The following is a 25618-nucleotide window of genomic DNA, read 5'->3' as shown; positions in this document are numbered from 1 at the left end:
CCGGAAGGGGGCGCGGCCCGACGGGAGGAGTAGCGATGCCTGCGAGCATCCTTGAGGAGGGCGGCCACCTCCTCGGTGCGGCGTTGATACAGGACACGACCACCCGGCTGCTCTGCCCTTCCTGCGGTTCCGTACATGTGGCCCAAGTACTGGGCGACAACGGCGGGATCTCCTACGTGTGCACGGCCTGCGGCCACAGCTGGAGCTGATCGATGGGTGCACACAGGCGGAAGTGCGACTGGTGCGGAAGCGGCACCCCGATCGTCCGCGACATGGAGCCGATCAACCCCGACTACCAGTACTGGTGCGAGGAATGCGCGCGGGCGCTGATCATAAAAGGCGACCCGATCGAGACCTACCGTGAACTGGAGGGCGAGCCGATCTACGGCCGTCTTCTCGAGGACCACTGCACCCTCAAACGGTTCTACTCGTTCGTCACGGCCTGAGCGGCGCCCGGCTTCGGCAACGATGTCCGGGCGAGCGCCAGGAACAGCACCCCGGTGACCGTGTAGAGCGCCGACAGCGTCAAGTCGATCGCGTTCTGGTGCAATTCGGGCCGCCCTTCCTGGTGTGGCACCCACCACAGGGCGTACGAGCAGAAGACCAGCGCGGTGCCGACGGCCGCCGCCCGGTGTCCGCGCGTCCACAGCAGCATGACCGCGGGCACGCACCACACCCAGTGATGCGACCAGGACACCGGACTGATCAGCAGCGCGGTCACCGCACACCCGGTGACCGCCCACCCCCGCCGGCCGCGCAGCTCCGCCGCGACCGCCACCGCGAGCCCCAGAACGGCCGTCAGAGCCGCTGCGGCGGTCCAGAGCGCCCCCGGCTCGGGTGTGTGCAGCAACCGCGCCAGAACACCGCGCAGGGCCTGATTCGCGGTCTCCTCGGCGCGTCCCACCCGCCCCGTCCGGAACACCATCCCCGTCCAGAACCGCCACGAGTCGTACGGCAGGACCGCCGCCGCCAGCAGGGTCGCCCCCGCGAAGGTGACGGCCGCCCCGCGCGCGTGCCGCAGCCACGGCCCGCCGTCCCGGCCCCCGCGGCGCGCCACCAGACCTGTGGCGAGAAGGAACACCGCGAACAGGGCGGGCGTCAGCTTGACCGCGGCCGCGAGCCCGACACCCACCCCCGCCCAGCGTCCCGGACGTTCGGCCGAGGGCCGTGACAGATCCCACAGCACCAGCACGGCCAGCAGCAGATTGACCTGCCCGTAGCGCACGGTCGTCCACACCGGCTCGCACCACACCGCCGCCGCCGCGACCCACAGCACACCCTCCACGCGCGCGTGCCCGGCGAGCCGCAGCGACAGCGTCACGAACACGACCAGGAGAACGAGGTTCCCGGCCGTCGCCAGCGCTCGCATGGTCGTGACGTCCGGCAGCGTCAGCGGGGTGAACAGCAGTGCCGCGAACGGCGGGTAGGTGGACGGCAGATGAGCGGCCGTCGTACGCAGCGCGTAGAGGTCGCCGCCCGCCAGGACGGTCGCGCCCTCCGCCCGGTAGACCATCAGGTCGATCATCGACACGTGCGCGGCCCGCTGAGCCGCCCAGAACGCCGTGAACGACAAGAGGCAGGCCCCCAGGGCAACCGGCATCCGGCGCCGGGTCTCGGAGAACGCGATCACGGTCACGAAGACCGACACTAGCGCCCGTATCCGCACAGAACGGAAACGATTTGGTGGTGCACCCTGTCGACCGTGTAGTGTTGGCGTCGCCGCCAGGGAAGCCGGGCGGAGCGAAACGCGGGGCTATAGCTCAGTTGGTAGAGCGCCTGCATGGCATGCAGGAGGTCAGGAGTTCAATTCTCCTTAGCTCCACAGACGTCGAAGGCGGACCATCCGGACGGATGGTCCGCCTTCGACGTTGTCAGGAAACATTCGGAATCGCTGAACAGGCACCGAAAAGCGCGTGCGACGTGTTGTGCGGGCCACCCGGTCGGGTGGCCCGCACAACACGTGATGCCGGTACCGGTGCGATCAGCGGCCCAGGGCTCGGCGGCCACGCCCCTGCGAGAGGACCGGCAGGTTCTTGGCCGGCGCCTGGGAGCGCGTGTCCTCTTCGAGACGCAGGGCGAGCGCCGGGCAGCGGCGTACCGCACGCAGCGCCTTGGCTTCCGCGAAGCGCGGGACCTTCGCCTGCGCCACCGTCGGGAAGCCGTCCGCGCCCAGCTCGAAGACCTCAGGGAGGATGTCCGCGCACAGGCCGTGGCCCCGGCACAGCGTCCAGTCGACGTAGATCTTCTGACGGCTGCCGCTGCTCTCCTCGGGCTCTGCGCCGCCCGGAATGCCGGTCGGCGTCTTGCCGTCCTCGAAGAGCGGCAGAACGCCCTCCACGGGCCGTCCGCAGCCGTTTCCGAGGACATGCGCGGCCAGGTCGTCGGTGAACGCCTTGATCGTCGATTCCAGGAACATCGCGGAGCCGTCCGGGTGCGAGCACGCCCCGCGCCGCTTCACGTTCTTGGCGACCTGCTTGAGCGCCTCCAGAGCGGCCGGTCCGCCGCCGTTGAGGATGTCCTCCATGCCGCGCGCGGCCGCCGGCAGACCGAGGTAGCAGGGACCGCACTGTCCCGCGCTCTCCTCCGCCAGCCACTGGGCGACCCGCAGCGACTCGCCCAGCGGGCACGTCTCCTGCGTGATCGGCAGGATCGCGCCGGCGCCCAGCGCACCACCCACCGCGTCCAGGGAGTTACGGGAGACGATCGCCTCGTTGACCGTCGCCGCGTCGATCCACTTGCCGTGGTAGCCGCCGGTCAGCACGCCCTGCGGCACCGGCGGGGCGCCGGCCAGTTGCAGGACGTAGCGCAGCGGCACACCCGTGGGCACCTCGATCACCATGGGGCGGGCGACCGCACCGGAGACCGTCAGCATGACGGTGCCCGGCTCGTCGTACAGGCCGGTGTTGCCGTAACGCTCCGGGCCGATCCGGGCGGCGATCGCCAGCTGCGCGAACGTCTCCGCGTTCGACAGCAGCGTGGGCGCGCCGCCGACCCCGTTCTGGGAGGCGCTCGTCTTGCGGCCGGGCGGGATCGCGGGGCCGCCGTCGATCGAACGGACCAGCGACGCGGCGGCACCGGTGACCATACGGACCGGGTTGCGCTGCACGAACGCCTTGAGGGCCGAGCGGCGGCCGGTGCTCAGGCCCCGTTCGGCGAGGGCCTGCTCCATCGAGCGCTGCGTGGACTCCCGGGTGACCCCCACCACGAGCGTGCGGGCACCCAGCGCCTCGGCGCAGAGCAGCGCGCCGTCCAGGATCAGGTGCGGGGCACGGTTGATCAGCACCGTGTCCTTGCGGCAGGCCGGCTCGTCCTCGCTGCCGTTGACGACGACCACCGGCCGGACGCCGCGCTTGATCGCCGCTTCGGCCACCGAGCGCAGCTTTTTGTGGAAGGGGAAGCCCGCGCCGCCGCGGCCCTTCAGGTTGATGCGTTCGGAGAGCTGCGCGAGCTGCTCCCCACCCAAGGGCTCAAGCGGCCCATGCACCTTGAGGTGCATGGGCAGATCGAGTCGTTCGACAAGGTCGAAGCCCGACGTGAGCTGCGGAAGGCCGACCACGCGGACTTCTGGTACGTCGGGCAGGGCCTCGTTCACCTATAGCCTCCGGAAGGCGTGTTCCAAGGTTCGCCCGAGCCCGGTGCGTCGTAGGACGCGCCGGGCGGTGGTTCGTTGGCGGGACCACTGTTGTACGTGTCATTCGAGTTGTACGTGCCATAGCGGGCGTTCGTCTCACCCGTGTCGTACACATCACGTCCGCCCGTTCCGGCCGCGCCCGGATTGCCATAGACCGGGATGCTGTATCCGGTGTCCTGGAGCGGGTCGTACGCCGACGGCGGCGCCTCGCCGACCGGCGGCGGGGACGGGACCGGCCAGGTGCCCGAGGTGCTGCCGGGGCCGTCCATGCGCGGGAAGGCCTCAGTGGGCTGCATGTCGAGCCGCTCCATGCGCGCGGTCTGTCCGGCGGCGAACGGCGACTGGGGCTGGGGCTGCCCGGGCGAGGAGGTGGCCCGGTAGGCGGCAGCGAAGCCGGAGGCGGGGTCGGGGGCGGGCGCTCCGGACGGGAACAGCGGGTTGGACCGCGGGGCCGAGGCGTTGGCCCGGGAGGACCTCGGTTCGCGTTCACGTCCGCCGTCGTAGCCCGGCATCCCGGACTCGCCCACCCGGGCGCGGCTCGCGTCCAGCTCGTCCAGGTCGGGCCGCTCCGAGCTGCCGAGGACGGAGACGAGACGGTCGGCGACCTTGCGCTTGAAGGGGCGCGGGGCGGCGCGCAGCGCGAGCGCGCCCATCACACCGACCAGGCACAGCTCGTACGAGATCATGAAGAAGGGCTTCGCCGCGCGGCCCGCGAACAGGCCGTGGATGAGCGCGGCGCACCAGGCCGGGTAAGCCAGCATGTGCATGGCCCGCCAGCGGGCCGCCACCACGGCGGGCGCGGCGAAGTTGCTGCGCAGGGCGCCGGTGACACCTACGAAGATCATCAGCAGTCCGGCCAGCGAACCGAGCCCGATCAGGCCGGCGCTTCCGGTGATGCCGAGCGAGAACGGGATGATCGCGGCGATCACCACGGTGTGATCGAGAGCGATCTTCGTGACGATGTGCACCAGCAGGAACGCGATCGAGGCGACCGCGGTCGTCCGGTGGACCGCCTGGCCGATGATCCGCTGGCGAGTGTTGAGGAAGATGCGGTCCTGTGCGATCAGGCCCCAGATAACCGAGCAGCTCAGCGAGACGAGCGACAGCACGCCCGCGCCGAAGTTCAAAAACGATTGGAACTGGCTGCCTCCGGTCAGCACGACCACGGGTATGAGCAGCAGAACGACAGCGGACGCCACCCCCCAGGCCGAACGGCCTGGCTTGGGGAGCGAGCTGTTACTACGACGAGGGTTCATGGGGGCAACTCCGAGCAGTTCGGGAAAGCGGTCCCGGTGCCGCAGCCTAAGTGGCGCCATACCGATCAGTACGAGGTTTGAGTTATTGCGTTGTTATCAAAGGGCAATGCGGGTCTTGTGATGTCCCTTAGTGGTTGTTACGCGAAGTAAGTTTTGAACCTGGTTCAACTCTCGTCCCGGTTGTCGCCTTGGACGTACGTGTCAACCGTTGATACGTAAGCGCGTCGCGGCTTGCTCAAGTGCTGCGGTACCCTGACGCCATGCGTGCCGTACGCCTTCTGCTTAGCGGGCCGCGCTGATCAGTCCCGACCGCCGGACCAAACGGCCGGTCGGCATCGGCGCGGCGTCCCCTCCTGTGCGAGGGGATTTTTCGTTTCTAGAAAGTCACAGCCGCAGGCAGAGACGATCGATGGAGCTTTGAGGATCATGAGCGAGACGAACCCCGCTGCCGCCGCCACGTCGGCGGAGGCCGCGCCGCACCGCTACACGGCCGCCCTGGCGGCCGAGATCGAGGCACGCTGGCAGGACTTCTGGGACGCCGACGGCACCTACGCCGCTCCCAACCCCAAGGGCGACCTGGCAGGCGATCCCGAGGTGGTCGCCAGGCCCAAGAAGTTCATCATGGACATGTTCCCGTACCCGTCCGGGGCGGGGCTGCACGTCGGCCACCCCCTGGGCTACATCGCCACCGATGTCTTCGCCCGCTTCCAGCGGATGAACGGCCACAACGTCCTGCACACACTCGGCTTCGACGCCTTCGGCCTGCCCGCCGAGCAGTACGCCGTGCAGACCGGCACGCACCCGCGTGTCTCCACCGAGTCCAACATCGAGAACATGAAGGCGCAGCTGCGCCGCCTGGGCCTGGGCCACGACAAGCGCCGGTCGTTCGCCACGATCGACCCGGACTACTACAAGTGGACCCAGTGGATCTTCCTGCAGATCTTCAACTCCTGGTACGACGAGGAGGCCAACAAGGCCCGCCCGATCTCCGAACTGATCGCCCAGTTCGAGTCCGGTGAGCGTGCCGTACCGGGCCACACGCGCGCGTGGAACGAACTGACCGTGACCGAGCGCGGCGACGTCCTGGGTGAGTTCCGGCTGGCCTACGCCTCCGACGCGCCGGTCAACTGGTGCCCCGGCCTGGGCACCGTGCTGGCCAACGAGGAGGTCACCGCCGACGGACGCTCCGAGCGCGGCAACTTCCCCGTCTTCAAGGCCAAGCTGCGCCAGTGGAACATGCGCATCACCGCCTACGCCGACCGTCTGCTGGACGACCTGGAGGCGCTGGACTGGCCCGAGGCGATCAAGCTGCAGCAGCGCAACTGGATCGGCCGCAGCGAGGGCGCCCGTGTCGACTTCCCGATCGACGGTGAGAAGATCACCGTCTTCACCACGCGCCCCGACACCCTGTTCGGCGCGACCTACATGGTGCTGGCCCCCGAGCACCCGCTGGTCGACACGTTCGTCCCGGCGGCCTGGCCCGAGGGCACCCACGACGTGTGGACCGGCGGCCACGCCACGCCAGCCGAGGCCGTGTCCGCGTACCGCGCGCAGGCCGGCGCCAAGTCCGATGTTGAGCGGCAGGCCGAGGCCAAGGACAAGACGGGCGTCTTCACCGGCGCGTACGCCACCAACCCGGTCAACGGCGCCAAGGTGCCGGTCTTCATCGCCGACTACGTGCTGATGGGCTACGGCACCGGCGCGATCATGGCCGTGCCGGCCGGCGATCAGCGCGACTTCGAGTTCGCGCGCGCCTTCGAGCTGCCGATCGTCTGCATCGTCGAGCCGACCGACGGCCGCGGCACCGACACCTCGACGTGGGAGGACGCCTTCGGCTCCTACGACGCGAAGATCATCAATTCCTCCAACGACGGCATCAAGCTGGACGGCCTGCCGGTCGCCGAGGCCAAGGCCCGCATCACCGAATGGCTGGCCCGCAAGGGCATCGGCGAGGGCACCGTCAACTTCCGGCTGCGTGACTGGCTGTTCAGCCGTCAGCGCTACTGGGGCGAGCCCTTCCCGATCGTCTACGACGAGGACGGCGTCGCCCACGCGCTGCCCGAGTCGATGCTGCCGCTGGAACTGCCGGAGGTGGATGACTACTCGCCGCGTACGTTCGACCCGGAGGACGCGGACACCCAGCCCGAGACGCCGCTGTCGCGCAACGAGGAATGGGTCAACGTCACCCTGGATCTGGGCGACGGGCCGAAGAAGTACCGCCGTGAGACCAACACCATGCCCAACTGGGCGGGTTCCTGCTGGTACGAGCTGCGTTACCTGGACCCGCACAACGACCAGCAGCTGGTCGACCCGGAGATCGAGCGGTACTGGATGGGCCCGCGCCAGGGCATGCCGCACGGAGGCGTCGACCTGTATGTCGGCGGCGCCGAGCACGCGGTGCTGCACCTGCTGTACGCACGTTTCTGGTCGAAGGTCCTGTACGACCTGGGGCACGTCTCGTCCGTCGAGCCGTTCCACAAGCTGTTCAACCAGGGCATGATCCAGGCCTACGTCTACCGCGACGGCCGCGGTTTCCCGGTGCCCGCCGCCGAAGTCGAGGAGCTGGGCGGCGAGTACTACCACCAGGGTGAGAAGGTCACCCGGCTGCTGGGCAAGATGGGCAAGTCCCTGAAGAACGCGGTGACTCCGGACGAGATCTGCGCCGAGTACGGTGCCGACACACTGCGCCTGTACGAGATGGCGATGGGCCCGCTGGACGTCTCCCGGCCGTGGGACACGCGCGCGGTGGTCGGCCAGTTCCGGCTGCTGCAGCGGCTGTGGCGCGTCATCGTCGACGAGGCGACCGGCGAGGCCACCGTCACCGACGCCGCTGCCGGCGAGGAGACGCTGCGCGCCCTGCACAAGGCGATCGACGGCGTCCGCCAGGACCTGGAGGGCCTGCGTTTCAACACCGCCATCGCCAAGGTCACCGAGCTGAACAACCACCTGACCAAGGCGGGCGGCGCGGTGCCTCGTACGGTCGCCGAGTCGCTGGTGCTGATGATCGCTCCACTGGCCCCCCACATCGCCGAGGAGCTGTGGCGCAAGCTGGGCCACACCGACTCGGTCGTGCACCGGGACTTCCCGGTCGCCGACCCGGCCTACGTCGTCGACGAGACCGTGACCTGCGTCGTGCAGATCAAGGGCAAGGTCAAGGCTCGCCTGGAGGTGGCGCCGGACATCTCCGAGGAGGAACTGGAGAAGGTGGCGCTCGCCGACGAGAAGGTCGTCGCGGCACTGGACGGTGTGGGTATCCGCAAGGTGATCGTCCGGGCGCCGAAGCTGGTGAACATCGTCACGGCGTAACGGCCGCAGGCCGCCTCCGGGCGGTCCCCTACGGGCAGGTTCGGGGTTTTTCTGGAACTCCGGGCCTGCCCTTTGCGTTTACCGTTGAAGAGGGCGGCCGCCCCTGCCGTGCTCGGAAGTGGTCGGGAGACCGGGAGCCGAGGAGGAGCACCGTGGAAACAGTGATCGCCGTATTCGCCTTGCTCTTCCTGCTTTTCGTCGCGGGCGGGGCCTACGTCACGTTCAAGGCGGTCGGCGCCGCCAAGCGCGGTGTGGACCGTACGATCACACAGGCCCGGCGGACGGTCGAGGACCACACGCTGCGCGCCAGGTCCATGGTCCAGATCGGCCCGGCGGCCGAGATCGCCCAGCTGCGGCTCAGTCTGCGCACCTCGATGCGTGCCACCCAGGACGCGCTGGACGCAGGCGTCGCCGACGACGAGTCGCTGAAGGAGTCTCTCGGCCTCTTCCAGCGGCTCAGCACGCACGGCCAGGAACTGGACGGCGACCTCAGGCGCCTGGAGACCGAGCCGGACCGGGCCACGCTCGCCGCGCGGCTGCCCGAGTTGCGCCGGCGCACCACACGCATCACCGAGTCCGCGGACGCGCTGCGGTGGGCGGTGCGTGACCGCGCCCACCGGTTCGCCGACGACGATCTGGACACCCTGAGCAAGCAGATCGGTGTCGAGGCGGACGCCCTGCGGCACTGGACCCGTCCCGCCGCCGCGCCCGGAACCCCGCCGTGGCCCGAGGCCGCCGCCGGCCAGGGCGACCGCCAGACCTGGCCCGAGGCGCCCCGGTCCGCCCCTGCCGCAGACCCGGCACAGCCCGCGATCACGCCGTCGGGGCGGCGTCCGGCCCACCCCTGGCAGAAGAAGCCCCGGCCGGAGAGCACCACTTGACAGGGCCGGTCCCGGTCACGGCGAGCGGGGGCGGGCTGCCGCCCCTGGGCTACGCCAGGTAACCTCCAGCTCATGTCCCGCCATGTCGCGATCGTCACCGATTCAACGGCCTACCTGCCGCCGCGGACGATGGAGCGCCACGGCATCACCGCGGTTCCCCTCACCGTGGTCCTCGGCGACCGGGCGCTCGAAGAGGGCACCGAGATCTCGACCCGTTCCTTGGCCCAGGCGCTGCAGAAGCGGCGCTCCGTCACCACATCCCGGCCCAGCCCCGAGGTGTTCGCCGAAACGTACCGCAAGGTCGCCGAGTCCGGTGCCGACGGCATCGTCTCGCTCCACCTGTCCGCCGAGCTGTCGGGCACCTATGACGCGGCGGTCGTCGCGGCCCGTGAGGCACCCGTCCCCGTGCGGGTGGTGGACACCGGGATGGTGGCGATGGCACTCGGTTTCTGCGCGCTCGCGGCGGCCGAGGCCGCCGAGGCGGGCGGCACGGCCGACGAGGCCGTCATGGCTGCGGAGAAGCGCGCTGCCGGCACCTCGGCGTACTTCTACGTCGACACCCTCGACTATCTGCGCCGCGGCGGCCGTATCGGCACGGCCCAGGCGCTGCTGGGCTCCGCGCTCGCCGTGAAGCCCCTGCTCCAGCTGGACGGCGGCCGGATCGAACTCCTGGAGAAGGTGCGAACGGCGTCCCGGGCCATCGCCCGTCTCGAGGAGCTCGCCGCCGAGCGGGCGGGCAGCGCCGAGGTGGACATCGCCGTCCACCATCTCGCCGCTCCCGACCGGGCCTCGGCCCTCGCCGACCGGCTGCGGGCGCGGGTGCCGGGGCTGGCCGAGCTGCACGTGAGCGAGGTCGGTGCGGTGATCGGCGCACACACCGGACCCGGGCTGCTCGGGGCGGTCGTCTCCTTGCGGTGACCTGTGGGCCAGAGGGCGGAAGCCTCATGGTTCTCACTCGTGCGGGTGGTGAAGTTATCCACAACCGGCCAGTTGTCCACGGAACTTGGCCAAGATCATCGCGCATCGGCGGCTACCGCCATTCTCGTCGCATGGCACTTCGATCACGCTCACGCGAGACACATGCGACCAGTGGCCCGGGCCGGGGCCCCACCTCCGACGGCCGTACCCGGAACCGCCGGCCCGCGGTCCGGGCCCGTACCCGGCGCCGCCCGGCTCCCGCGGAGGAACTGCGCCACCGGGCCCAGCTCCTCTTCGGCGAACGGGGAGTCACCCGGCCGAAGCCGGGGCACGGGCCCCCGCACACGGAGACGGTGACCGGTACCGGTGCCGCGGCCGGACTGACCGCCGCCACCTCCGGGGTGCGCGCGGCCGCGTCCGGCGTGCGAACCGCCGCGGCCGTACTGTCCACGGCGGCGGCCGTGATGTCCTCGGCCCGCGCGCTCGCCGACGAGAGCACGGCCCTGCGCCGACCCGCGCTCCCCGGGCTCCGAGCCCGGGTCGGGGTCGCCGTGCGGGAGCGGATGCCGGTGTGGCTGCAGACCCGCTGCGGGCTGGAGCGCCGGGGAGCGGTCGCCCTCGGGGTGGTACTCGTCGTGGCCGGGGCCCTGGCCGTGCACCACTTCTGGACGGGCCGGACCGAGTCGGTGAGCGCGCCGGAGGTGGTGCGCGAGGCGCCTTACGAGAAGAGTGAGGAGAAGGTTCCGGCCGCGGGCACCACTGCCGTCGCCGCGCCCGGCGGCCCGGCGGGGCCCGGCGGCGAGGTCGTCGTGGACGTCGCGGGGAAGGTCCGTGAGCCGGGGGTTCACTCCCTGCCAGCCGGGTCCCGGGTGACCGACGCGCTGCGTGCGGCGGGCGGAGTACGGCCCGGTACGGACACCGGCGGACTCAACCGTGCCCGATTCCTCGTGGACGGCGAACAGATCGTCGTCGGGGGACCCGCCCCGCCGGCCGCTCCGGGGCAATGGGCAGGTGGTGCTGCGACGGGAACGGGCCCGTCCGCCCCGGTCTCCCTGAACACGGCGACCGTGGAGCAGCTCGACGCCCTGCCCGGCGTCGGCCCGGTGCTGGCCCAGCACATCGTCGACTACCGGACCGAGCACGTCGGTTTCCGCTCGGTCGACGAACTCCGCGAGGTGAAGGGCATCGGCGACCGCCGCTTCTCCGACCTGCGGGATCTGGTACGGCCATGAGCCCCGTGACCGACGGAGCGCCGCCGGGGTCCGGGACCGTGCGCCGGGCCGGGCACGCCGGCTCGGGCAGGCGGCTCGGGATCGCGCACCCCCGGCAGGACTCGGCGGCGGACCTGCGGCTGGTGGCGCCCGCGTTGGCCGCCTGGGCGACGGCCGCGCTGACCCTGGACGCTCCGGCGGCGTGGACGGCCGGGACCGTCGTCACCAGCCTGGTCGCCGGACTCGTCCTGCTGTGGCGGAGCCGCGCGAGCCGTCGGCCCCTCTCTGTGACCGGCAGCCCTTCGGTTGTAGGGCCCGGCACCCTGACCGGCAGCCCTCCCGGCCTCGGATCCGGCTGGGTGGCCGGTAACCGGAGGGCCCTCGGGTCCGGCTCGGCGGCCGGTAACCTTCCGGATCTCCGGCCCGGCCGGGTGTCCGGCAACAGCAACCCGTCGACCCTCCGGCCGACCTGGCGGAACGCCTCCGCCGGTGCTGTGCTCCTCTGTGTCGCCGGGGCCGCCGCCTCCGCGGGCCTGCACGGGGCGGATGTGCGCCGGGGGCCGGTGCCCGAGCTGGCCCGGGCCTACGCGACCGTGACCGCGGAGGTGGAGCTCACGGGCGACCCGTGGGTCAGCAGGCCGCGTGTGCGAGGGGACCACGCCACTCCGGTCGCCGTGCTGGTGCGCGGGGAGGTACGGCGGGTGGAGAGCGCGGATGGGACGGCGGTGACGACGCGGTCACCGGTGCTGATGGCTGTCGACCCCGGGGTGCGGGCGCCCGGTGGCGGTGGCCGCGCGCAGTGGCTCGGCCTGCTGCCCTCCACGCGGCTGCGGGTGAGCGGGCGCCTGGCACCGGCGACGGCCGGAGGGGACCGTACCGCGGCGATGCTGCGGGTGCGGGAACACCCCGCGCCGGTGGTGGTGGGCGAGCCCAGCGGACCGCAGCAGCTGGCCGGGCGGTTGCGGGCCGGACTGCGGGAGGCGACCGACGGGCTGCCCGAAGACCCGCGGGCACTCTTGCCCGGACTGGTCGTCGGGGACACCTCGCGGATCACGCCCGAACTGGACGAGGCCTTCGAGGAGACCGATCTCGCGCACACCCTCGCGGTCTCGGGCAGCAACCTCACCATCCTGCTCGCCCTGCTCATCGGTCCGCCGGGACTGGCCCAGCGGGTGGAGCGGCGCGGCCTGGCCCCACGACTGGGGCTGTCGTTGCGATCCACCGCGCTGTCCGCGTCGGCACTCACCCTCGGATTCGTGGTGGTGTGCCGCCCGGACCCCAGCGTGCTGCGGGCCGCGGTCTGCGGAGCCGTCGCCCTGCTCGCCCTGGCGACCGGCCGCCGCAGGTCCCTGATCCCGGCGCTGGCGACGGCGGTTCTGCTGCTGGTGCTGTACGACCCGTGGCTGGCCCGCAGTTACGGATTCCTGCTGTCCGTCCTGGCCACCGGCGCGCTGCTGGTACTGGCGCCCGGCTGGAGCGAGGCGCTGCGGCGGCGCGGGGTGCCGAAGCGGCTGGCCGAGGGACTGGGTGCGGCTGCCGCCGCGCAGGCGGTGTGTGCGCCGGTGGTCGTGGTGCTGTCGGCGCGGGTGAGTCTGGTGGCGGTACCGTGCAATCTGCTGGCCGAGATCGCGGTCGCGCCGGCCACGGTGCTGGGGTTCGGGGCGCTGGTGGCGGCCCCGGTGGCGATGCCCTTGGCCAAGGCGCTGGCGTGGTGCGCTGGTTGGCCCGCCGGGTGGATCGCGGGGATCGCCCGGACCGGGGCCGCGTTGCCGGGTGCGGGCGTGGACTGGCCGGGGAGCTGGACGGGGGCGCTGCTGCTGGCCGGGGCCACGGTGGTCGTCGTACCGCTGGGACGGCGGTTGCTGCGGCATCCGTGGTGGTGCGGTGCGTTCGGGCTGTTGCTCGTGCTGTTGGTGGTACGGCCGGTTCCCCTGACCCGGGTGATCACGGGCTGGCCACCGCCCGGCTGGCGGCTCGCGATGTGCGACGTCGGACAGGGCGACGCGACGGTGCTCGCGGCGGGCGCCGGTACGGGCGTGGTGGTGGACGCCGGGCCCGATCCGGCGCTGGTCGATCGCTGTCTGCGTGAGCTCGGCATCACCCGTGTCCCGCTGGTCCTTCTGACCCACTTCCATGCCGATCACGTCGGCGGGCTGCCCGGGGTGCTGCGCGGACGGACGGTGGCGCAGATCGAGACGACCGGGTTCGAGGAGCCGGCGGAGCAGGCCGAGTTCGTACGCAGGGAGGCGGCCGAGCACCGGATCCCCGTCACGCGCGCGGTCGCCGGGGAGCGGCGCAGCACCGGTGGGCTGGACTGGCAGGTGCTCTGGCCACCCCCCGACCCGGCACCGCTGCCCGACGGTCCGAATGACGCCAGTGTCACCCTGCTGGTCCGTTCGGCCGGGCTGCGGATGCTCCTGCTCGGAGACCTCGAACCCCCGGCCCAGCAGGAGCTGCTGAGATCACCGGCGGCCGCCGAACTTGGGCGGGTGGATGTCCTGAAGGTGGCTCATCACGGGTCCGCGTATCAGGATCCGCAGCTGCTGCGGCTGGTGGCGCCCCGGGTGGCGCTCATCTCGTGCGGGGAGGACAACCCGTACGGCCATCCGGCGCCGGACACGGTGACGCGGCTCCGGGACGCGGGCGCGGTGGTGCTGCGGACCGACCGGGACGGGGCGCTCGCCGTGACCGGCGGCCGTACCGGGCGGGAGGCGGGGAAGCTGGCGGTGGCGCGAGACTGAGGGCATGAACTCGCTGAACCGCAGGCAGGTCGACGCCTACCTCCACCGGCTCGGGGCCGCCCGCCCCGCCCGGCCCACCGCCGAGGCCCTGCGTGACCTGCATCTGAGACATCTGCAGACCATCCCCTTCGAGAACCTGTCCATCCACCTGGGCGAGGAGATCGTGCTGGCGGAGGAACCGCTGCTGGACAAGGTGGCGGGCGCGGGCCGGGGCGGGTTCTGTTACGAACTCAACGGCGCCTTCTCAGTGTTGCTGACCGCGCTCGGTTTCGAGGTGGCACTGCTGGCGGGCCGGGTGTACGGCGACGAGGGGCGGCTCGGCATCCCCTACGACCATCTCGCGTTGCGCGTCAGGGCGGTGGACGGCGGCGAGTGGCTCGCCGATGTCGGATTCGGGGCGCACAGTCACTACCCGCTGGCATTCGCGGAACGGGGTGAGCAGGAGGATCCGGGCGGCAGGTTCCTGATCACCGGGGCCGCGCCGGACGCGGCCGGGGCCGGGGGACAACCGGGTGCGCCGGCCGGGGACCTGGACGTGCTGCGGGACGGGAAGCCGCAGTACCGGCTGGAGGTCCGGCCACGGGTTCTCGGGGACTTCACGGCCGGGGCGTGGTGGCACAGCACCTCGCCGTCGTCCCACTTCACGCAGTCGCTGGTGTGTTCCCGGGTCACCGAGGACGGTGGGCGGATCACGCTCGGCGGCCGGACGCTGACGGTGACGGCGGCTGACGGGGCCCGTGAGGTACGGGAGTTGGAGGGCGACGAGGAGGTGCTGCGGGTCTACCGGGAGCGGTTCGGGATCGAGCTGGACCGGGTGCCCGCCGTGCGAGATCCACGGAACGCCGACCGCAATGGCTAATTCGGACACCTGAGGAGAACACGTCACTACCGGCTCGTAACAGGCTGCTCATGGGTAGTTCCGGCAGATGCGCCGGATTCCCGTGATGTGGTCCGGTGTTGCACCGAAAGCCGCATCAGTGATCGAATGTTTCTTCGGTAACTGATGGTGGCGGAGCGTACAGGGGTGGCGTTGATGTTCGGCGGCTTGAGGGGAAACCGGACGAACCGGGTGCAGCGGACGAGCCCCCTCGCGGCAGTGCAGACTCCACCCGACGCCGGCGTGCTGAGCTGCCGGGTGCTCGACCCGGTCAACGAGCCGGTGACAAAAGCCGAGTTCACGGTCAGTGACACCCTGGGGCGCACGGTGGTGAGCGGGGGTGTGGATCCCTACGGGTCGTTCGTGACCGCCGTGCCGGCCGGGGAGTACCGGCTCGCGGTGTCCGCCGAGGGATTCAGGCCGTACCGGGCCACCGCGCAGGTCGGCGAGAACAGCCTCGCCTCGCTCGGTGACATCACCCTCCAGGTCGCCCGGCCGCCGGAGCTGCCGGCGCCGGGGGAGTGGGAGATCGAACCGACACATTCCTCCATCGCCTTCACTGCCCGGCACATCGGACTGGCACGGATCCACGGGCGGTTCAACTCGTTCGCGGGCGCGGTGCGGATCACCGACCCGGTGGAGCGGTCCGCCCTGCACGTCGTGATCGACGCCGCGACCATCGACACCGGCGTGCGGATGCGGGACGACCACCTGCGCTCGGTGGATTTCCTGGACGTGGTGCGGTTTCCGACGCTGGAGTTCTACGGCGACCGGTTCGCGCACCGGGGCGGGACCAGGTGGGGCGTCACCGGAGCGCTGTCTCTGCACGGCGTGACCCGGACGGTCACCCTCGACACGGAGTACCTCGGGCTCGGCAACGGCATGGAGGGCGAGGTGCGGGCGGCCTGCCGGGCCACGACCGAACTGCACCGGGACGACTTCACCGTGAGCTGGCAGACGATGCTGGCGCGCGGGATCGCGGTGGTCGGACCGAGCATCCGCGTCGACCTCGACGTGCAGATCGTACCCAAGGGCTGAGCCGCCCGCTCCTGCTCCGTCCTGCTCGTTGCGGCCTGCGGCGGTAGCCGAGAATGGTGCCGTGAGCGATGTGAGACATGTGCTGGTGCTGCCGGACCGTGATGCCGCGGAGGAAGCCGCCGAGGCGCTCGGGGAGCGCTTCGGCATCCGTGAGGAGCCGCGGCTGGTGCGGGACGCGCTGGCGGGGGAGGACGACGCCGAGGACGCCCAGTGGCTGGTGCTGCTGAGGGATGCCGAGGGGCGACTGGACCCGGCGCAGCTGGACGAGTTCGCCGGCGAGTGGGAGGGGTGGCGGGAGGAGCCGTAGTGGGTACGCGCGGCCCGTTGTCAGTGGGCCGTGGGATGCTGGGCGAGATGGCAAAGAAGACTGCTGATGACGATCCGCTCGCCCCGTTGACGCTCGCCGTGGGGCAGGAGGAGCTGCTGCTCGACCGTGCCGTGCAGCAGGTGGTGGCCGCTGCCCGGGCCTCCGACGCCGACACGGACGTACGGGACCTGACCCCGGACCAGTTGCAGCCCGGCACGCTCGCGGAGCTGACCAGCCCGTCGCTCTTCGCGGAGCGCAAGGTCGTCGTCGTACGCAACGCGCAGGACCTGTCCGCCGACACGGTCAAGGACGTGAAGGCATACCTCGGGGCGCCCGCCGAGGAGATCACGCTGGTGCTGCTGCACGCGGGCGGGGCCAAGGGCAAGGGGCTGCTGGACGCGGCACGCAAGGCCGGGGCGCGGGAGGTCGCCTGCCCGAAGATGACCAAGCCGGCGGACCGGCTCGCGTTCACCCGGAGCGAGTTCCGCGCGCTGGGACGCTCCGCCACGCCCGAGGCCTGCCAGGCGCTCGTCGACGCCATCGGCAGCGATCTGCGGGAGCTGGCCTCCGCCGTGACCCAGCTCGCCGCCGACGTCGAGGGCACCATCGACGAGGCCGTCGTCGGGCGGTACTACACCGGACGGGCCGAGGCGTCGAGCTTCACCGTCGCCGACCGGGCCGTTGAGGGGCGCACGGCTGAGGCGCTGGAGGCGTTGCGCTGGTCGCTGGCGACCGGGGTCGCCCCGGTGCTGATCACGAGTGCGCTCGCGCAGGGGGTGCGGGCGATCGGGAAGCTCTCGGGTGCGCGGGGCGGGCGGCCCGCCGATCTCGCGCGGGAGCTCGGTATGCCGCCGTGGAAGATCGACCGGGTACGGCAGCAGATGCGGGGCTGGACACCCGACGGGGTGGCGGTGGCGCTGCGGGCCGTCGCCGAGGCCGATGCGGGCGTCAAGGGCGGCGGGGACGATCCCGAGTACGCCCTGGAGAAGGCCGTGGTGACCATCGCGCGGGCGGCGCGGTCGCGAGGCCGGGGATAACGGACCGGGCCTGCCGCAGGAGGCTCGGAAATGCCGGAAGCCCCGGCGTCCGCCCTGGGGAAGGGCGGAATGCCGGGGCATCGGTTCAAGCTTTTCGAGCCCGTTCCCGCGTGGCGAACGCAGGCCGCGAACAGGCTCTGGGGGCCGGTCGGGGGCGGATGAGAGAGGGCCCGCCCGGGTCCTTCCGGCGTCGTATCAAGTGTCAGCCCTGGAGGGACGCGACCTTGGAAGCGAGCGCCGACTTCTTGTTGGCGGCCTGGTTCTTGTGGATGACGCCCTTGGAGACGGCCTTGTCGAGCTGACGCGCGGCAGCGCGCTGGTACTCGGTGGCCTTCTCGACGTCACCCGCGGCAGCGGCCTCACGGGCCTTGCGGATCGCGGTCTTCAGGGAGGACTTGACGGCCTTGTTGCGCAGCCGAGCCTTCTCGTTGGTCTTGATCCGCTTGATCTGGGACTTGATGTTCGCCACGAAAGAGCCTTTTCAGGTTCTGGTGCGGGACCGTGCAGATCCCGTACCGGTGATTTCTCGAAGACGTGCCTCGTGCTGAGAGGGCATGAGACACAGCTGCCCACACTAGCAGCGGGGCGGGGAACCGCCCAAACCGGTCCCCGGTCCCCCGTCATGGGACCATGGAGGCTACGTATCGATCCGACCCGAGGCATAAGGCGCCTCAAGAGACAGGACCCTGCGTGCCCGCGACCCCTAAGAATGTGCCCGAGCCGAGCCGTACCGACCCGGCTCTGATCCGCAATTTCTGCATCATCGCGCACATCGACCACGGCAAGTCCACGCTCGCCGACCGGATGCTCCAGCTGACCGGTGTGGTCGAGCAGCGGCAGATGCGTGCTCAGTACCTCGACCGGATGGACATCGAGCGCGAGCGCGGCATCACGATCAAGTCCCAGGCGGTGCGTCTGCCCTGGGCCCCGACCGAGGGCCCCGACCAGGGCAGCACGCACATCCTCAACATGATCGACACCCCGGGGCACGTCGACTTCACCTATGAGGTCTCGCGGTCGCTGGCGGCCTGCGAGGGGACCGTCCTCCTCGTCGACGCCGCCCAGGGCATCGAGGCGCAGACCCTTGCCAACCTCTACCTGGCGATGGAGAACGACCTCACGATCATTCCCGTGCTCAACAAGATCGACCTGCCGGCGGCACAGCCGGAGAAGTTCGCCGAGGAACTGGCGAACCTGGTCGGCTGCGAGCCGGACGACGTGCTGCGGGTCTCCGCCAAGACCGGCCTCGGCGTCGACGCCCTGCTGAACAAGGTCGTCAAGGAGATCCCGGCTCCGGTCGGCGTCGCCGACGCGCCCGCCCGCGCGATGATCTTCGACTCGGTCTACGACTCCTACCGCGGTGTCGTCACCTACGTCCGTGTCATCGACGGCCAGCTCAACAAGCGCGAGCGCATCAAGATGATGTCGACCGGCGCCACCCACGAACTGCTGGAGATCGGTACGAACTCGCCCGAGATGCTGGGGGCCGACGGCCTCGGCGTCGGCGAGGTGGGCTACCTGATCACCGGTGTGAAGGACGTCCGGCAGTCCAAGGTCGGTGACACCGTCACCAGCCAGCAAAAGGGAGCCACGGAGGCCCTCGGCGGCTACAAGGACCCGAAGCCGATGGTCTTCTCCGGTCTGTATCCGCTGGACGGCTCCGACTACCCGGAGCTGCGTGAGGCCCTCGACAAGCTGCAGCTCAACGATGCCGCGCTCGTCTACGAGCCGGAGACCTCCGCTGCCCTCGGCTTCGGCTTCCGCGTCGGTTTCCTCGGCCTGCTGCACCTGGACGTGATCCGGGAGCGACTGGAGCGCGAGTTCGGGCTCGACCTGATCGCGACCGCCCCGAACGTGGTCTACCGCGTCGTCATGGAGGACGGCAGCGAGCACACGGTCACCAATCCGAGCGAGTTCCCCGAGGGGAAGATCGGCGAGGTGTACGAGCCGGTCGTGCGCGCCACCATTTTGGCGCCCAGCGAGTTCATCGGCTCGATCATGGAGCTGTGCCAGACCCGGCGCGGCACCCTGCTCGGGATGGACTACCTGTCCGAGGACCGTGTCGAGATCCGGTACACGCTGCCGCTCGCGGAGATCGTCTTCGATTTCTTCGACCAGCTGAAGTCGAAGACGCGCGGTTACGCGTCGCTGGACTACGAGCCCACCGGCGAGCAGACGTCCAGCCTGGTCAAGGTCGACATCCTGCTGCACGGCGACAAGGTGGACGCCTTCTCGGCGATCACGCACAAGGACGCGGCGTACGCGTACGGGGTCCGGCTCGTCGCCAAGCTGCGCGAGCTCATCCCCAGGCAGGCTTTCGAGGTCCCCATCCAGGCGGCCATTGGCTCCCGGGTGATCGCCCGCGAGACCATCCGCGCCATCCGCAAGGACGTCCTCGCCAAGTGCTACGGCGGCGACATCTCCCGCAAGCGCAAGCTGCTGGAGAAGCAGAAGGAAGGCAAGAAGCGGATGAAGATGGTGGGTTCCGTGGAGGTTCCGCAGGAGGCCTTCATCGCCGTCCTGAGCAGTGATGACAGCGCGGGATCGGCCAAGAGCAAGAAGTAACCACCGGTAACAATCGGCCGCGGCCGCAAAACGGGTACAACAGGGGTCCGCCGTACGAAAGTGCGGCGGACCCCTACGCGTGCGTAGCGTCGCTCTGCGTGGAACATGCAGGGAAACAGACAGGCCGGTGCCCCTTACGTACGGGCCGCTCGCGGCTTACTCTGATCCCTGCTCCATAGTTACTCGCGAGTTAAACAAGTAGCGCGAACCGCACCGTGAGTGAACCCAGCCGCACTGAGCCAGCCGCACCGTCGCGGGCCCCCCGGAGGATGTCGTGAGCGACACGCAGACACTGATCGAGAACCGTCCGCCGTCTGTGGCGGCCCTCTTCCTGGAGCGTGTGGCGGCCACACCGGACGCCGAGGCCTACCGGTACCCGGTGCCGGCAGCCTCCGGTCAGGGCCCGGACGACTGGAAGTCGCTGAGCTGGGCCCAGGCGGCCGAGCGTGTCTACGCGATCGCGGCCGGCCTCATCGAACTCGGCATCCAGCCCGAGCAGCGGGTCGCCCTCGCCTCTTCCACCCGCGTCGAGTGGATCCTCGCCGACCTCGGCATCCTGTGCGCGGGCGCGGCCACCACGACCGTCTACCCGCAGACCAACGCCGAGGAGTCGGCGTTCATCCTGTCCGACTCCGGCAGCCGGGTGCTGATCGCGGAGGACGCGGCACAGGTCGCCAAGGCCGGCGAGAAGCGCGCCGAGCTGCCCGAACTCACCAAGGTGGTCGTCATCGACCCGGCCGGCGTGGAGACGGGCGACTGGGTTCTCACCCTCGCCGAGCTGGAGGAGCGCGGTGCCAAGTACCTCGAGAAGCACCCCGAGCTGATCAAGGAACGGGTCGGCGCGATCACCAGGGACCAGCTCGCCACGCTCATCTACACCTCGGGCACCACCGGCCGCCCCAAGGGCGTACGGCTGCCGCAGGACAACTGGTCGTACATGGCGAAGGCGATCGCCGCGACCGGGCTGGTCGGCGCCGACGACGTGCAGTACCTCTGGCTGCCGCTCGCCCATGTCTTCGGCAAGGTGCTCACCTCAGGGCAGATCGAGGTCGGTCACGTCACCGCCGTCGACGGCCGCGTCGACAAGATCATCGAGAACCTTCCGATCGTGCAGCCGACGTACATGGCCGCCGTGCCGCGCATCTTCGAGAAGGTCTACAACGGTGTCGCGGCGAAGGCCCGTGCCGGCGGCGCGGCCAAGTTCAAGATCTTCCAGTGGGCGGCCGAGGTGGCCCGCGAGTACGCCAAGGCCACCCAGGACAACTTCCGCCGCACCGGTTCCGCCACCGCGCCCTTCGGGCTCACCGCCAAGCACAGGGTCGCCGACGGGCTCGTCTACTCCAAGCTGCGGGAGGCCTTCGGCGGGCGGCTGCGTGCCTGTGTCTCCGGGTCCGCCGCACTGGCACCCGAGATCGGCTACTTCTTCGCCGGCGCCGGGGTGCACATTCTCGAGGGCTACGGTCTGACGGAGTCCTCCGCCGCGTCCTTCGTGAACCCCGGCGAGGCCTACCGCACCGGTACGGTCGGCAAGCCGCTGCCCGGCTGCGAGGTACGGATCGCCGACGACGGGGAGATCCTGCTCCGCGGTCCCGGCATCATGCAGGGCTACCACGGGCTGCCGGAGAAGACGGTGGAGGTCCTGGAGGCCGACGGCTGGTTCCACACCGGTGACATCGGTGAGCTGTCCCCCGACGGTTATCTGCGGATCACCGACCGCAAGAAGGACCTCATCAAGACGTCAGGCGGCAAGTACATCGCGCCCGCGGAGGTCGAGGGACAGTTCAAGGCGGTCTGCCCGTACGTCTCCAACATCCTCGTGCACGGCGCCGACCGGAACTTCTGCACGGCCCTGATCGCCCTTGACGAGGTCGCGATCCTGGAATGGGCCAAGGAGAACGGCCTGGACGGCAAGTCCTACGCGGAGGTGGTGGCCGCGCCGGCGACCGTCGAGATGGTCGACGGCTACGTCAAGCAGCTCAACGAGGGGCTGCAGCGCTGGCAGACCATCAAGAAGTTCCGGCTGCTGCCCCGGGACCTCGACGTGGAGCACGGGGAGATCACGCCGAGCCTGAAGGTGAAGAGGCCGGTCGTCGAGCGCGGCTACAAGCACCTCATCGACGAGATGTACGCGGGGACGCGCGAGGCGTAGGGGTCTCGGCGTCAGGTGCCGGCGCGCGGGGGCTGGTCGCGCAGTTCCCCGCGCCCCTGCGGCCGTATCAACTGGCGCAGCTCAGCGACTTCGGCCCGCAGCGCCGGCGTGTCCAGCGGGCCGTCTCCCGACAAGTGGTCCTCCAGGACCTCCAGGCGTTTGCTCAACTCGCCGAAATCCGCCTGTTCCCGCGTCAACAGTGCCTGCAACTGCTGGTTCTTCCTGTGCAGCTCCAAGAACACGTTGACCTTCGCCCGCAGCACCCACGGGTCGAAGGGCTTGGTCGGATAGTCCGCCGCGCCCGTCGCGTAGCCGCGGAAGGCGTATCCGGCGTCCTCCTCCGCTCCCGTCAGGAAGATGATCGGGACGTCCTTGGTCTGGTCGAGGCGTTTGATGTTCGCGGCCGTCTCGAAGCCGTCCATGCCCGGCATGCGGATGTCGAGGAGGACCACGGCGAAACGGCGTCGCAGCAGGGCCTTCATCGCCTCCTCGCCGGAACGCGCCCGCACTATCGGCTCGTTCAGTGATCCCAGCACGGCCTCCAGCGCGATCAGGTTGTCCTCCATGTCGTCGACCAGGAGGATGCCGGCCCGTTCGTCAGTGATCATCGCCCCGTCCGTTCCTTGTCGGCGGTTTCGTCGCCTTCCGCGCTCTCGGGGTCCAGAAGCGCGCAGACGACGGTGAGCAGCCGGTCGATGTCGACGGGTTTGGGTACGTAGTCGTTGGCGCCGCGCGCGATGGACTTCTCCCGGTCGCCGGGCATCGCCTTCGCCGTCAGCGCGACGATCGGCAGGCCGGTCCAGCGGGGGGCGCGGCGGATGGCGGCGATGGTCTCGTATCCGTCCATCTCCGGCATCATGATGTCCATCAGGACCAGTTCGACGTCCGCGTTGCGCTCAAGGGTCTCGATACCCTCCCGGCCGTTCTCCGCATACAGCACGGGCATGCCGACGCGGCCCAGGACGTGGGTGAGCGCGAACACGTTGCGGATGTCGTCGTCGATGATCAGGACGCGGCGGCCGGGCAGGATCTGACCGGCGCGGCCGGACTGCCAGGCCTCCAGTTTGGCCGGGGCCGGCCAGGAGTCGTCAGTGTCGGGGGTGCCGGGCCTGGCGGGGTCGGGGGCCGGCAGGGTGCGGTCCTCGGTGGTGGGGCCCGCCGCCGTGTGGCCGGGGCTGACGACCGGGACGTACAGCGTGAACGTCGAGCCCTTGCCCTGTTCGCTGGCCGCGACGATACGGCCGCCGAGAAGGCCGGCGATCTCGCGGCTGATGGACAGGCCGAGGCCGGTGCCGCCGTACTTGCGGTTCGTGGTGCCGTCGGCCTGCTGGAACGCCTCGAAGATCACCGGGATCTTCTCGGCGGCGATCCCGATGCCGGTGTCCGTCACCTCGAAGGCGATCACCTCGTCGCTGCCGTGGACGTAGTGCTGGTCGGGGTCCTTCACCCGGGCGACGCGTAGTTCCACCCGCCCCTTGGCGGTGAACTTGATCGCGTTGGAGAGCAGGTTGCGCAGGATCTGCTGGAGGCGCTGTTCGTCGGAGTGCATCTCGCGCGGTACGTCGTCGCCGACCGTCACCTCGAAGGCCAGGCCCCGGTCCAGGGTCAGCGGACGGAAGGTGGCGTGGACGTAGTCGAGGAGTTTGATCAGCGGCAGGCGTTTGGGGCGTACGTCCATCCGGCCCGCCTCGATCTTCGACAGGTCCAGGATGTCGTTGATGAGCTGGAGGAGGTCGGAGCCGGAGCGGTGGATCGTCGTCGCGAACTGGACCTCCTGGTCGGACAGACGGCCGTCCGGGTTGTCGGACAGCAGCCGGGCCAGGATCAACAGCGAATTCAGCGGGGTGCGCAGTTCGTGGGACATGTTCGCCAGGAACTCCGACTTGTACTGGGAGGACGTCGCCAGCAGGGCGGCCTTCTCCTCCAGTTCCGCGTTCGAGCGCTGCAGTTCCGCCTGTTGTTTCTGGAGTTCGTCCGAGCGTTCCTGGAGTTGCATCGCCAGGCGTTGCGACTCGCCGAGCAGGGATTCCGTACGGGAGTTGGCGATGATCGTGTTGATGGCGACGCCGATGGTGTTGACGAACTGGTCGAAGAAGGCGAGGTGGACGTCGGAGAAACGGGAGAAGGAGGCCAGTTCGATCACGCCGAGGAGTTTGTCCTCGAAGAGGATCGGGATGATGACGATCGTCGTCGGCGACGCTTCCCCGAGCCCACTGTTGATCTTGATGTAGTCCGGCGGCGCCTCCTCGACGAGGATCCGTGTCTTCTCGTGGGCCGCCTGACGGACCAGTCCGTGCACCGGCAGGCCGCCCGTCTCGACGATCGCGCCCTGTGCCGAGCCGTAGCCGGCGATGAACGCCAGGCCCTTGGCCGGTACGGCCGTCCGCACGGCGGCGCCGTCCTCGTCCGGGTCGGCCAGGAAGAACGCGCCGTACTGGGCGTTCACCAGCGGTGTCAGCTCGCGCAGGATCAGGTCGGCGACCTCCATCAGGTCCCGGTGTCCCTGCATCAGCGCGGCGAGCCGGGCCAGGTTGGACTCCAGCCAGTCCTTCGCGCGGGTCGTCTCGCGCAGGTTGGCCACCATCAGGTTGATGTTGTCCTTCAGTTCGGCGACCTCGCCCTGCGTCTCCACCGTGATCGACCGGGACATGTCGCCCTGGGCCACCGCCGAGGCGACCTCGGCGATCGCGCGGACCTGGGTGGTGAGGTTGAGGGCGAGTTCGTTGACGTTGGTCGTCAGACGCTTCCAGGTGCCGTACACGCCCTCCACGCGCGCCTGACCGCCCAGTTGGCCCTCGGAGCCCACCTCGCGGGCCACACGGGTCACCTCGGACGAGAACGACGACAGGGTGTCGACCATCGTGTTGATCGTCGTCTTCAGTTCGAGGATCTCGCCGCGCGCGTCCACGTCGATCTTCTTCGACAGGTCGCCCTGTGCCACGGCCGTCGCCACCTGGGCGATGTTGCGCACCTGTGAGGTGAGGTTGTCGGCCATGTAGTTGACGTTGTCGGTCAGGTCCCGCCAGACGCCGGAGACGCCGAGCACCTGGGCGCGCCCGCCCAGCCGGCCGTCGGTGCCGACCTCGCGGGCCACGCGGGTCACCTCGTCGGCGAAGGCCCGCAGCTGCTCCACCATCGTGTTGACGGTGTCCTTCAGTTCGAGGATCTCGCCGCGTGCGTCGACGGTGATTTTCTTCGAGAGGTCGCCGTTGGCGACGGCCGTCGTCACCTGGGCGATGTTGCGGACCTGGGACGTCAGGTTCAGCGCCATGAAGTTGACGTTGTCGGTGAGGTCCTTCCAGACTCCGGACACGCCTCTGACCTGGGCCTGGCCGCCGAGGTTTCCTTCGGTGCCGACTTCCCGGGCCACCCGGGTGACTTCGTCGGCGAACGCGGAGAGCTGGTCGACCATCGTGTTGATCGTCGATTTCAGTTCGAGGATCTCGCCCTTCGCCTCCACGGTGATTTTCTTGCCGAGATCGCCCTGGGCGACGGCCGTGGAGACAAGAGCGATGTTGCGGACCTGGGACGTCAGGTTGTCGGCCATGAAGTTGACGTTGTCGGTGAGGTCCTTCCAGACTCCGGACACGCCTCTGACCTGCGCCCGGCCGCCGAGGTTTCCTTCGGTGCCGACTTCCCGGGCCACCCGGGTGACTTCGTCGGCGAACGCGGAGAGCTGGTCGACCATCGTGTTGATCGTC

At 70.1% G+C, this 25618-nt stretch carries 19 protein-coding genes and 1 tRNA gene; 14 read left to right on the top strand and 6 right to left on the bottom strand.

The genetic code is table 11. The features are described 5' to 3' along the window. Positions 1-35 precede the first annotated feature (35 nt). Entirely contained in the window at positions 36-209 is a 174-nt protein-coding gene (locus ACZ4O3_RS28865; RefSeq protein WP_351319477.1) for a hypothetical protein, read from the top strand. A gap of 3 nt (positions 210-212) precedes the next feature. Further along, on the top strand, positions 213-446 hold the full coding sequence (locus ACZ4O3_RS28860; protein ID WP_362714679.1) for a hypothetical protein: 234 nt from the start codon (positions 213-215) through the stop codon (positions 444-446). Here ACZ4O3_RS28860 and ACZ4O3_RS28855 read toward each other — a convergent pair. After that, positions 425-1636 carry a glycosyltransferase 87 family protein gene (locus tag ACZ4O3_RS28855; protein WP_467724993.1) on the bottom strand — a complete coding sequence of 404 codons (1212 nt, stop codon included), beginning with the start codon at positions 1634-1636 and terminating at the stop codon, positions 425-427. The two genes, ACZ4O3_RS28860 and ACZ4O3_RS28855, sit on opposite strands and share 22 nt — an antisense overlap. Positions 1637-1749: 113 nt before the next feature. On the opposite strand from ACZ4O3_RS28855, the gene ACZ4O3_RS28850 reads away from it, so the two are divergent. After that, positions 1750-1822: transfer RNA gene (locus tag ACZ4O3_RS28850), tRNA-Ala, on the top strand. A 159-nt stretch (positions 1823-1981) separates the two neighbouring features. Here ACZ4O3_RS28850 and ACZ4O3_RS28845 read toward each other — a convergent pair. Together ACZ4O3_RS28845 and ACZ4O3_RS28840 are read right to left on the bottom strand one after the other, a co-directional pair. Continuing rightward, on the bottom strand, positions 1982-3592 hold the full coding sequence (locus ACZ4O3_RS28845) for an NADH-ubiquinone oxidoreductase-F iron-sulfur binding region domain-containing protein (RefSeq protein ID WP_362720836.1): 1611 nt from the start codon (positions 3590-3592) through the stop codon (positions 1982-1984). Then, positions 3589-4887: a cytochrome b/b6 domain-containing protein gene (locus tag ACZ4O3_RS28840; RefSeq protein ID WP_467724991.1), complete on the bottom strand. Its 1299-nt coding sequence runs from the start codon at positions 4885-4887 to the stop codon at positions 3589-3591. The genes ACZ4O3_RS28845 and ACZ4O3_RS28840 overlap by 4 nt, the downstream gene beginning before the upstream one ends. A 426-nt stretch (positions 4888-5313) precedes the next feature. On the opposite strand from ACZ4O3_RS28840, the gene leuS reads away from it, so the two are divergent. The 9 genes from leuS to holA all read left to right on the top strand — a co-directional run bounded on the left by leuS (position 5314) and on the right by holA (position 17203). Beyond that, entirely contained in the window at positions 5314-8193 is a 2880-nt protein-coding gene (gene leuS, locus ACZ4O3_RS28835; protein ID WP_467724990.1) for a leucine--tRNA ligase, read from the top strand. Between the two features lie 152 nt (positions 8194-8345). After that, positions 8346-9074 carry a hypothetical protein gene (locus ACZ4O3_RS28830; protein WP_467724988.1) on the top strand — a complete coding sequence of 243 codons (729 nt, stop codon included), beginning with the start codon at positions 8346-8348 and terminating at the stop codon, positions 9072-9074. Between the two features lie 72 nt (positions 9075-9146). After that, on the top strand, positions 9147-9992 hold the full coding sequence (locus ACZ4O3_RS28825) for a DegV family protein (RefSeq protein WP_467724986.1): 846 nt from the start codon (positions 9147-9149) through the stop codon (positions 9990-9992). Positions 9993-10123: 131 nt separating this feature from the next. Continuing rightward, the gene (locus ACZ4O3_RS28820) at positions 10124-11224 is read left to right on the top strand and encodes a ComEA family DNA-binding protein (protein WP_362720822.1); all 1101 of its coding nucleotides are present in this window, start codon (positions 10124-10126) and stop codon (positions 11222-11224) included. After that, entirely contained in the window at positions 11221-13944 is a 2724-nt protein-coding gene (locus tag ACZ4O3_RS28815; RefSeq protein ID WP_467724985.1) for a ComEC/Rec2 family competence protein, read from the top strand. The genes ACZ4O3_RS28820 and ACZ4O3_RS28815 overlap by 4 nt, the downstream gene beginning before the upstream one ends. A gap of 4 nt (positions 13945-13948) precedes the next feature. After that, positions 13949-14803 carry an arylamine N-acetyltransferase family protein gene (locus ACZ4O3_RS28810; protein WP_467724983.1) on the top strand — a complete coding sequence of 285 codons (855 nt, stop codon included), beginning with the start codon at positions 13949-13951 and terminating at the stop codon, positions 14801-14803. 174 nt (positions 14804-14977) lie between these two features. Beyond that, positions 14978-15859 carry a YceI family protein gene (locus tag ACZ4O3_RS28805; protein ID WP_362716370.1) on the top strand — a complete coding sequence of 294 codons (882 nt, stop codon included), beginning with the start codon at positions 14978-14980 and terminating at the stop codon, positions 15857-15859. A 61-nt stretch (positions 15860-15920) separates the two neighbouring features. After that, entirely contained in the window at positions 15921-16166 is a 246-nt protein-coding gene (locus ACZ4O3_RS28800) for a hypothetical protein (RefSeq protein WP_362716367.1), read from the top strand. A 47-nt stretch (positions 16167-16213) separates the two neighbouring features. After that, positions 16214-17203: a DNA polymerase III subunit delta gene (gene holA, locus ACZ4O3_RS28795; RefSeq protein WP_385002921.1), complete on the top strand. Its 990-nt coding sequence runs from the start codon at positions 16214-16216 to the stop codon at positions 17201-17203. A 202-nt stretch (positions 17204-17405) separates the two neighbouring features. Here the strand turns inward: holA and rpsT are convergent, their stop codons facing one another. Further along, on the bottom strand, positions 17406-17672 hold the full coding sequence (gene rpsT / locus ACZ4O3_RS28790; protein WP_133041041.1) for a 30S ribosomal protein S20: 267 nt from the start codon (positions 17670-17672) through the stop codon (positions 17406-17408). Between the two features lie 221 nt (positions 17673-17893). Between rpsT and lepA the strand changes: the two genes are divergently transcribed. Together lepA and ACZ4O3_RS28780 are read left to right on the top strand one after the other, a co-directional pair. After that, on the top strand, positions 17894-19768 hold the full coding sequence (gene lepA / locus ACZ4O3_RS28785) for a translation elongation factor 4 (RefSeq protein WP_385002917.1): 1875 nt from the start codon (positions 17894-17896) through the stop codon (positions 19766-19768). Between the two features lie 274 nt (positions 19769-20042). Continuing rightward, entirely contained in the window at positions 20043-21917 is a 1875-nt protein-coding gene (locus ACZ4O3_RS28780; RefSeq protein ID WP_362716357.1) for an AMP-dependent synthetase/ligase, read from the top strand. Positions 21918-21928: 11 nt separating this feature from the next. Here ACZ4O3_RS28780 and ACZ4O3_RS28775 read toward each other — a convergent pair whose 3' ends face one another. Continuing rightward, positions 21929-22525, bottom strand: a complete 597-nt coding sequence (locus ACZ4O3_RS28775; protein WP_467724981.1) for a response regulator — start codon at positions 22523-22525, stop codon at positions 21929-21931. Further along, the coding region (locus ACZ4O3_RS28770; RefSeq protein WP_467724979.1) for a HAMP domain-containing protein at positions 22522-25618 on the bottom strand (3097 nt) is incomplete at its 5' end. The genes ACZ4O3_RS28770 and ACZ4O3_RS28775, both read right to left, overlap by 4 nt.

This window comes from Streptomyces sp. NPDC026515 (genome assembly GCF_055567595.1).
Note: the sequence above shows the minus strand (reverse complement) of the source record. Positions and strands in the feature narration are given on the sequence as shown.

Bases quoted from the DNA above. Each gene is read 5' to 3' on its own strand.
- ACZ4O3_RS28865 (WP_351319477.1), top strand. From the start codon at position 36: ATGCCTGCGAGCATCCTTGAGGAGGGCGGCCACCTCCTCGGTGCGGCG.
- ACZ4O3_RS28860 (WP_362714679.1), top strand. From the start codon at position 213: ATGGGTGCACACAGGCGGAAGTGCGACTGGTGCGGAAGCGGCACCCCG.
- ACZ4O3_RS28840 (WP_467724991.1), bottom strand. From the start codon at position 4,887: ATGAACCCTCGTCGTAGTAACAGCTCGCTCCCCAAGCCAGGCCGTTCG.
- leuS (WP_467724990.1), top strand. From the start codon at position 5,314: ATGAGCGAGACGAACCCCGCTGCCGCCGCCACGTCGGCGGAGGCCGCG.
- ACZ4O3_RS28825 (WP_467724986.1), top strand. From the start codon at position 9,147: ATGTCCCGCCATGTCGCGATCGTCACCGATTCAACGGCCTACCTGCCG.
- ACZ4O3_RS28820 (WP_362720822.1), top strand. From the start codon at position 10,124: ATGGCACTTCGATCACGCTCACGCGAGACACATGCGACCAGTGGCCCG.
- ACZ4O3_RS28815 (WP_467724985.1), top strand. From the start codon at position 11,221: ATGAGCCCCGTGACCGACGGAGCGCCGCCGGGGTCCGGGACCGTGCGC.
- ACZ4O3_RS28810 (WP_467724983.1), top strand. From the start codon at position 13,949: ATGAACTCGCTGAACCGCAGGCAGGTCGACGCCTACCTCCACCGGCTC.
- ACZ4O3_RS28805 (WP_362716370.1), top strand. From the start codon at position 14,978: ATGTTCGGCGGCTTGAGGGGAAACCGGACGAACCGGGTGCAGCGGACG.
- holA (WP_385002921.1), top strand. From the start codon at position 16,214: ATGGCAAAGAAGACTGCTGATGACGATCCGCTCGCCCCGTTGACGCTC.
- ACZ4O3_RS28775 (WP_467724981.1), bottom strand. From the start codon at position 22,525: ATGATCACTGACGAACGGGCCGGCATCCTCCTGGTCGACGACATGGAG.